Source organism: Clostridium sp. (genome assembly GCF_016650095.1).
GTDB lineage: Bacteria > Bacillota > Clostridia > Clostridiales > Clostridiaceae > Clostridium_AD.
This window is the reverse complement of the sequence record NZ_JAENWL010000207.1, coordinates 1-6542: the sequence shown is the minus strand read 5'-3', so window position 1 is coordinate 6542 and position 6542 is coordinate 1. Positions and strand designations below refer to the sequence as shown.

Here is a 6542-nt window from a genome sequence, read left to right as displayed (position 1 = left end):
CTAAAATATCGTTGAAGCCAGAGAACTCATTATGTCTTTTTTCTCAGAGGATGCTAACAAAAGTATATATTGCGTAGAATGCATTTGAACAAGCTTAGTAATTCATAATTTATTTTATTTTCATTTGCGTAAATAAAAATGCATGTTTGAGTGTAACGAGTTTGCATTTTTTAGCAAATGACAATAAAATAAATTTTAGAATTACTTAGCGAAGTGAAAGCATTCCAGCAATATATACTTTTAGTTAAAGCATCCTCTGAGAAAAAAAGGATATCTTATTTTATATTTCTACTCCCCGGTTTTATGTAAGGTGTTCCCGCTTTGCAAAGTGGGCATTCAGCTGGATCGTAACTTTCAATATCTAGCTTTATAGAGCTATAGATAGGATAATCAATAGTGCTACTCCCTCTATCTACTATGCAACATATCCCAACTACTTCTGCACCAAGTTCCTTTAAAACCTTTATTGTTTCTAATGAAGATTTACCAGTAGTTACTACATCCTCTGTAATTAAAACCTTCTGACCCGCCTTAATTTCAAATCCCCTTCGAAGTTCGAAGGTGCCGTTGACCCTTTCAGTAAATATAGCAGGCTTTCCAGTTTGTCTACCTACTTCATAAGCTACTATTATTCCACCCATAGCCGGTCCCACTACCACATCAAAATCTATATCTTTAATTTTTTCCACTGCTACACTTAGAACTTTTGCAGCTTTGTCTGCATACTGAAGCAATTTTGCACATTGACAATATCTATTGCTGTGTCTTCCTGATGATAATAGAAAATGTCCCTCTAGTAAGGCACCTGATTCTTTTAATATATCTAAAACATTAATATTCATAATTAACACTCCTTTTTTCAATATACAATGGACATTTTACAATTCTTAACTCACAATTATACACTGCCAATTTCCCTAAATAATCCCTCTAATCTCACTTAAATCTTTGATACCTTCGCGTGTCATATACCCTTCAATGCCTTCTATTATATCTATGCAAATATCAGGCTTTATGAAATTAGCAGTACCTACTCCAACCGCTTGTGCTCCAACCATTATGAATTCTATAGCATCTTCTGCGGAGCATATTCCGCCCATGCCTACAACTGGTACATTTACGGCCTTGCATACTTCATGCACCATCCGAAGTGCCATAGGTTTTATAGCCGGACCCGATACCCCAGCATATATATTATTAAATATTGCTTTGCGCCTTTGTATATCCACTGCCATACCTTTAAAAGTATTTACTAAAGATAATGCATCTGCCCCAGCTTCACAACATTTATAAGCCATATCCACTATATCCTCTGCATTAGGCGATAACTTAACCATAAGAGGTTTCCTACAAATACTTTTTACTTCGCGAACGATATCATATGCTACCTTTGATTTAATTCCAAAAGCCATACCTCCGCATTTTACGTTAGGGCAGGATATATTTAATTCAAGTATATCTATAGCCTCATTATTTAATTTTTCTATTGCAGCCAAATATTCCTCAATGCTACTTCCCCCAACATTTGCAATTATAGCTGTATTATATTTAAGCATCATAGGCAATTCTTTTTTTATAAAGTTTTCAATACCTGGATTTTGAAGTCCTACGCTGTTCAGCATTCCACCGCGCGATTCATAAACCCTTATTCCATCATTACCTTGTTTTGCATTAAGCGTAAGGCCTTTACCAGATATGCCCCCAAGTCTTCCTATATCGAAATAATCTTTATATTCCTCTCCAAACCCAAAAGTGCCAGATGCAGCAATAACAGGATTTTTAAGATTCACACCACACAGTTCTACATTAGTCATTAAAAATCAAATCCTTTCCATTAAAAACTGGACCATCCTTACATGTTCTTTTATTTCCATCCTTGGTTTTACAAGTACAGACTAAGCATGCACCTATTCCGCAGGCCATATGGTTTTCCATAGACACATATACTGGCACTTTTGCATCATTGCATATACTTATAACTTTTCTCATCATAATTTCTGGCCCACAACATATAATTGTTTGATATTTTTGCGGATTTATTATATCTGTTATATATCCCTTATGACCAATTTTCCCACTTTCTGTGGATAAGTATATATTTTTTACAAATCTTTCCACAGTATCCACAGAATAGTCCACAGTTCTAAACCCCGCATACAAGTCTATTTCACAATCTGTAAGCTTTTTGATCAAATAACTAAGTGGTGCTATTCCAATTCCTCCAGATACGACAGCAATCTTCCCTTTTATTTTTTCTACTTCAAATCCATTTCCGAGAGGACCCATTAACTGAACTTCATCATTTTCTGAAAGTTTACTAAGAATCTTTGTACCTTCTCCTACTATTTGGTATAGAAAGCTTATTGACCTATCATCAACATCGTACACACTTATAGGTCTTGGTAATAGCGGTTCCCGCTCTCCTACTTTTAACATAAAAAATTGTCCTGGCTTTACGTTAAACGTACCTTTTATAGAAAGTTTAAAGACACCCTCGCTTATTTCAACATTTTCATATGTCTTCGCAACTGTGCATATCAAGTAAACCCCTCCAGTATTTTATAATAATTGTTGATTATTTATTTTGATGTGCCTCATTTGCAGCTTTTCTTATTTCATCTCTCATTTTTATTGCTTCTGCTCTAGCACACTGTTCAAACTTATTTACACCATTTTCTATCTTCTTATATGCAAGCAAAATACTTCTTGATGCATTTACCACTCCACCATTTCCATTTTTTAAATATATAGCTACATCTGCAGCTGCGCCACCTTGTGCCCCATAACCCGGTATTAAGAAAAACATTTTATCTAAGTCTTTCCTCATCTTTAATCCTTCATCTATATGCGTGCAACCAACAACTCCACCTATCGAACTATACCCGCATTCTCCCATATATTCACTTCCAATTTTTAATAACTTTTCTCCGACAACATCATAAACTTTTTTATTTTCTTTATTTTCTATGTACTCAATATCCTCTGCACCTTTGTTTGAAGTTCTTACAAGTGAAAATAATCCTTTTTCCTTATTTTTTAAATAAGGAAGATATGGCTCAATGCTATCCATACCCATATATGGATTTACAGTTATAAAATCACTTTCAAAATCACCTTCAAAATGTGCTTTAGCATACATTTGTGCAGTTTTAGCAATATCCCCTCTTTTAATATCTGCAATTGCTAAACACCCTTTACTTTTTATATATTCTAAAGTATCTTTGTATACTTTTAAACCTTTAAGTCCCAGAGCTTCATAATATGCTATTTGCACCTTATAACAAGCCGCCACATCAAAAGTAGCATCGATTATCATTTGATTAAATCTATATAACGCATGTTCATCATGCATAAATTTATTTCTAAACTCTACCGGTAAGTATTCTAAATCTGTATCAAGTCCCACACATACATTGCCTTTTTTTTCTACACTTTTAAATAATCTATCTATAATCAACCATTATTCCACCTTTTCTAATTTATTTGTAAATATTAAATATTAAATTCCTTTGATTTATAAACCATTCTCCCTGCCTTGATGGTGCACATTACTCTTCCAACTACAGTCTTGCCATCAAACGGAGAATTATGTCCTTTAGATACAAACTGGGTCGAATCAATTTTATATTCAGTTTTAGTATCTAAGAGCACCAAGTCTCCGTCGTAACCTATTTTGATTTCACCCTTGTTTAGTTTCATAATTTTAGATGGGTTTTTTGACATGAGTTCAGAAAGTTTATTTAAAGTAATATGTCCCTCGCCTATAAGTTTAGTGTAGCATATAGGAAATGAGGTTTCTAAACCGGATATGCCTGGAGCCCCGTTTACTTTATCATCAAAACTATGTGGTGCATGGTCAGTAGCTATAACATCCACAAATCCATCTTTTATGGCTTTAATTAAAAAATTTACATCTTCAGTATTTCTTATTGGTGGATTGACTCTATACTTAGTTTCCGAAGTACATCCTAAATGATGTGGTGTAACTTCACATGTTATAAGGCTCCCCTGACGCTTTCCATCTATAATATACTTCATAGCCTCTTTTGTACTAACATGAGCTAAGTGAAGCCTGCAACCTGTAAATTCTGAAAGGGTTATATCTCTCCACGTCATCATATTTTCAGCGAGCCTTGTATCAATGTCTACCATTTCTTCATTTTCAGCATGGGATATTATTGTTAAATTCTTTCCTTTAGCAACCTTCATCGCCTCAAGCATTACACTGTTACTCGAAACGCCCTTGCCGTCATCTGATATAAATTTTACTTCAGTGGTTAAATTACCTAAATGGGCTATAGATTTTCCTAACAAATTTTCCGTAATAGATGCGCATTGATGAACATCTACAAGATTTATTTCTCTAGCTTTACTTAGCACCTTATCTATTGTATCCATTGAGCTGCATACTGGTTTTGTATTTGCCATAAGGTTTACAGCAGTATATCCACCCCGTACTGCCGCCTGACTCCCAGATAATAAATCTTCTTTATATGTATATCCCGGTTCTCTAAAATGACTGTGAAGATCTACAAAAGAAGGTGCTAAAATATATCCCTCTCCGTCAATTACCTCACAGTCTTTTTCTAATTTCTTTCCTATTTCGTATATTATTCCACTCTTTATATAAACATCGCCAATAAAATCCTGTGATGAATCAACTATTCTTGCATTCACAATTAAAAGTTCCATAGTCCTACCATCCCTTCCACACTGTCTATATTTATATGTACGATTTAAGACATCTGAAGTTTTGTCCAAATCGTACATACTTTTTAATTATAATTATGTGCTTTATTTTAGACTATTATGATTATTAATCTCATCACAATATACGCATCTGTACTCGCCCTTTTCTCTATTTGCTAAGTAGAAGTTATTCGAAATTTCCTGCTCTATAGACGCGATACATCTTGGATTATTGCATTTTATAACATTCTCAATCTTCTCTGGCAATTTTAGTTTAAATTTATTTTCAATTTCTTCTCCAGTTATTATATTTATTGTTATATTGGAATCTATAAACCCAAGCACTGTAAAATCTATATCAATTTCGTTTTCTATCTTAATTATATCTTTACGGCCTAGCTTCCCACTAGGTGCATTCATAATAAGCGCCACTGTAAACTCAGCCTTATCAAGACCTAAATAGTTAAATATTTTAAGTCCAACCCCAGCTTTAATATGATCTATTACTATTCCTCTTTTTATACTATTTATTGTTACCATTATTTATCCACCCCCAAAAGCTTAGCTATAAGTGCCATTCTTGCATACATACCATATTTTGCTTGTTTAAAGTAACACGCTCTTGGATCAGCATCAATTTCCACAGATATTTCATTAACCCTAGGAAGTGGGTGCATAATTATCATATCTTTCTTAGCCTTTTTCATTTTCTCTTTGTCCAGTATATAACTATCTTTAAGCCGCACATAATCTTCCTCATTAAAAAATCTTTCCTTTTGAACTCTAGTCATATATAGTATATCCAAATCACAAATAACCTCTTCTAATTTTTCAACTTGGAGGAACTCTATATTATTCTTTTCCAAAACTTCTACTTTAATGTACTCTGGAATTGATAATTCATTTGGTGAAATTAGTACGAATTTAATATTTTCATATCTTGACATGGCATTTATTAGAGAGTGAACCGTTCTACCAAACTTTAAATCTCCACAAATTCCTATGGTTAGGTTTGATAATGCTCCTTTAATATTTCTTATGGTTAAAAGATCTGTAAGTGTTTGAGTTGGATGTTGATGTCCGCCATCACCAGCATTTATTACTGGCATATGTGAATTCATAGAAGCAACCTTTGGTGCTCCTTCTTTGGGATGCCTCATTGCTGCAATATCCGCATAACATTCTACTGTCCTTATAGTATCTGCTACACTTTCACCTTTTGAAGCCGAACTTGATTTTGCCTCAGAAAAACCTAATACCTGGCCTCCCAGTCTTAACATTGCCGCTTCAAAGCTTAACCTTGTCCGCGTACTTGGTTCATAAAATAATGTTGCTAAAATTTTTCCATCACATTTATGAGAGAAATTTTCAGGACATTTAATTATTTCATCTGCATAATCAAAAATCTCCTCTAGTTCTAGTATTGTGAAATCCATTGGATCAATTAAGTGTCTTCCTTTTAACATATTACCCACTCCTTCTCAGCCTCTCCGGACCAAATTTAAAGGTACTACAGTACTTTTAAAATATTAGATTTATTTTTTTAATAAAAAACGCCATCTCTATTATGAGAAGGCGTAGTAATAACAATATAAAACATCTACTCCTTCTCAGTCTCCCGGACCAAATTAAAGGTGAATTATTATTTATTCTTTTAATAATAGTACTTCATATTCTAATCCCTGTCAACCTAATTTAGCAAACAATTCGTTGATATGTAGATTGCAATATAAAATGTCCGGAAATTTCAATAAAAATATAATGTTAAGCTGTAATGGTTTTCTGTTCCATCATATTAGCAGATAAACCGTTAAAAATCCTTCTTGGATAATTGTTTATCCAGTGTTGTATTT

At 33.6% G+C, this 6542-nt stretch carries 7 protein-coding genes; all 7 read right to left on the bottom strand.

Going from position 1 to position 6542, the window contains the following annotated elements; translation table 11 throughout:
• Window positions 1-275: 275 nt before the first annotated feature.
• Complete coding sequence (gene pyrE, locus JJE11_RS12195) at window positions 276-845, bottom strand: orotate phosphoribosyltransferase (RefSeq protein ID WP_291635984.1); 570 nt, start codon at window positions 843-845, stop codon at window positions 276-278.
• Window positions 846-917: 72 nt separating this feature from the next.
• A complete protein-coding gene (locus JJE11_RS12190) occupies window positions 918-1814 on the bottom strand; it encodes a dihydroorotate dehydrogenase (RefSeq protein WP_291635982.1) in 897 nt (298 codons plus the stop codon).
• Window positions 1807-2541 (bottom strand): dihydroorotate dehydrogenase electron transfer subunit, encoded by a 735-nt coding sequence (locus JJE11_RS12185; RefSeq protein WP_291635980.1) that lies wholly within the window; start codon window positions 2539-2541, stop codon window positions 1807-1809. The genes JJE11_RS12190 and JJE11_RS12185 overlap by 8 nt, the downstream gene beginning before the upstream one ends.
• A gap of 34 nt (window positions 2542-2575) precedes the next feature.
• Entirely contained in the window at window positions 2576-3457 is an 882-nt protein-coding gene (pyrF, locus tag JJE11_RS12180; RefSeq protein ID WP_291635978.1) for an orotidine-5'-phosphate decarboxylase, read from the bottom strand.
• Between the two features lie 35 nt (window positions 3458-3492).
• Window positions 3493-4692, bottom strand: coding sequence for a dihydroorotase (locus JJE11_RS12175; RefSeq protein WP_291635975.1), 1200 nt, complete (start codon window positions 4690-4692; stop codon window positions 3493-3495).
• A gap of 102 nt (window positions 4693-4794) precedes the next feature.
• Window positions 4795-5229 carry an aspartate carbamoyltransferase regulatory subunit gene (locus tag JJE11_RS12170; RefSeq protein ID WP_291635974.1) on the bottom strand — a complete coding sequence of 145 codons (435 nt, stop codon included), beginning with the start codon at window positions 5227-5229 and terminating at the stop codon, window positions 4795-4797.
• Window positions 5229-6155 carry an aspartate carbamoyltransferase gene (gene pyrB, locus JJE11_RS12165; protein ID WP_291635972.1) on the bottom strand — a complete coding sequence of 309 codons (927 nt, stop codon included), beginning with the start codon at window positions 6153-6155 and terminating at the stop codon, window positions 5229-5231. The genes JJE11_RS12170 and pyrB overlap by 1 nt, the downstream gene beginning before the upstream one ends.
• Window positions 6156-6542: the final 387 nt, after the last annotated feature.